At 47.0% G+C, this 1,696-nt stretch carries 2 protein-coding genes; one reads left to right on the top strand and one right to left on the bottom strand.

Annotation, left to right across the window (positions count from 1 at the left end; genetic code table 11):
- Positions 1–684, top strand: a 684-nt coding sequence (locus tag ACOCD9_RS06960) for a hypothetical protein (RefSeq protein ID WP_419546877.1), incomplete at its 5' end; no start/stop codon positions are given.
- Positions 685–1,120: 436 nt separating this feature from the next.
- Here the strand turns inward: ACOCD9_RS06960 and ACOCD9_RS06955 are convergent.
- Positions 1,121–1,696: SDR family NAD(P)-dependent oxidoreductase (locus tag ACOCD9_RS06955; protein ID WP_419546875.1), on the bottom strand; the 576-nt coding region annotated here is incomplete at its 5' end.

The raw sequence follows: 1,696 nt of genomic DNA, 5'->3' as shown, positions 1-1,696 counted from the left end.
GCTCTGAACAATAAAATTGCAGAAACAATTAATTTATTTGCAACCATCGAATCGCTCGCAACTCAGCTCGATGAGCTCGCACCGTTTTTTAAACACCAGGAAGCCAAGCAAAAACTGCATGAACTAAGAGCAGACTTAGGGTTGCATCAAACCCTAACAGCCAAACTTGACAATGAGTATGATCAGGTGGCTGACAATCTTAGATTGCATATAGACAGTTTCTTTTTCCCTAAATTAATTAATAAAATATACTCAAAAATAGATCCTCACCCAGAATTCAATAGTGTTAGGTTTGACTGTAAATTTCCAAGGTATGAAAATCCCAGGTTTGAAATTTACGTCCAAGACAACAACAACGATTCAATCTCACCAAATTTTTATTTTAGTGCCGCGCAACTAAATGTTTTGAGCTTGAGTATATTTTTAGCTAAAGCGTTGCATGCCAAATATAAAGGAGAGCCGATTGACTCAATATTTATTGATGACCCAATACATTCAATGGACTCAATCAATATACTCTCTACTATTGACCTACTACGGACGTTGAGCTACAAATTTGGGAAGCAATTAATAATGTCTACACATGATGAAAATTTCCACAGACTTCTACAGAAGAAAATACCTCCAGATCTCTATGGTTCAAAATTTATTGAATTTGAGACCTACGGAAAGATTGCGGGATAGCATTACGTAAAAATAAGTTAATATTTTGGTTGAGATTTTAGGGGTTTATGTGAAATAACCCCCTACTTCTTCGCGAGGTAAGACACATTAGCCGCGCATTATTTTCAATTGGCAAGTGCTGCGCCATGATGGTAGTGACCGGTAACGTTTAGCTTCAGTATTGTTTCAGGCTATACACTGCTTTGGATGACTCACGTGCGAGACGATGCGTGCTAATAATTTATGAATTCCGGATTCGATTCCACTGAGCGCCATAACTAGCTGATTTATTTATAGCTACTAGTGGGGGTACGCTAAATTTTCCATCGAACCCCAAACCCGCATCAAACCTAGTCCCGTCGGAGACTACCGTTCGTCTGGTGCCGCACCATACAAAACAAAGCCCTCGTAGAAATACGAGGGCTTTGTTGTTTCTGCCGTCTGGAAAACCCAGGTCTCAATGACCCGCGCTCTGCCCACCATCAACGTGGAGGATTTCGCCAGTGACGAACTTGGCGCCGTCCAGGTACACGACCGCGCTGGCGATGTCATCGATCTCGCCCATGTGCCCGACCGGGTGCAGTGCGCCCAGGGCGGCGTGGGTTTCTTCGCCGTGCATCGGGGTCTTGATGATGCCGGGCGATACTGCGTTCACCCGAATGCCGCGCTTGGCGTATTCGATGGCCAGGGAACGGGTTGCCGCGTTCAGGCCACCTTTGGTCAGTGAGGCCAGTACCGATGGCACGCCGTCGATGGCGTGGTCGACCAGGCTGGTGGTGATGTTGACCACGTGGCCGCTGCCCTGTTTTTCCATCTCGGCGATGGCCAGTTGGGTGATGTAGAAGAAGCCGTTGACGTTCACCGACAACACATTGGCATAGTCTTCAGCGGTGTACGCAGTGAAGGGTTTGGCGATGAAGATCCCGGCGTTGTTGATCAGGGTATCGACTCGGCCGAAACGGGCGATGGCTTCACGAATCACGCGCTGTGCAGTCTCTGGCTCGCCGATGTCGCCGGCCACGGTGAGGATGTC

The sequence above is a fragment of the Microcystis sp. genome, assembly GCF_048564745.1.
GTDB classification, from domain to species: domain Bacteria; phylum Cyanobacteriota; class Cyanobacteriia; order Cyanobacteriales; family Microcystaceae; genus Microcystis; species Microcystis ichthyoblabe_A.
Note: the sequence above shows the minus strand (reverse complement) of the source record. Positions and strands in the feature narration are given on the sequence as shown.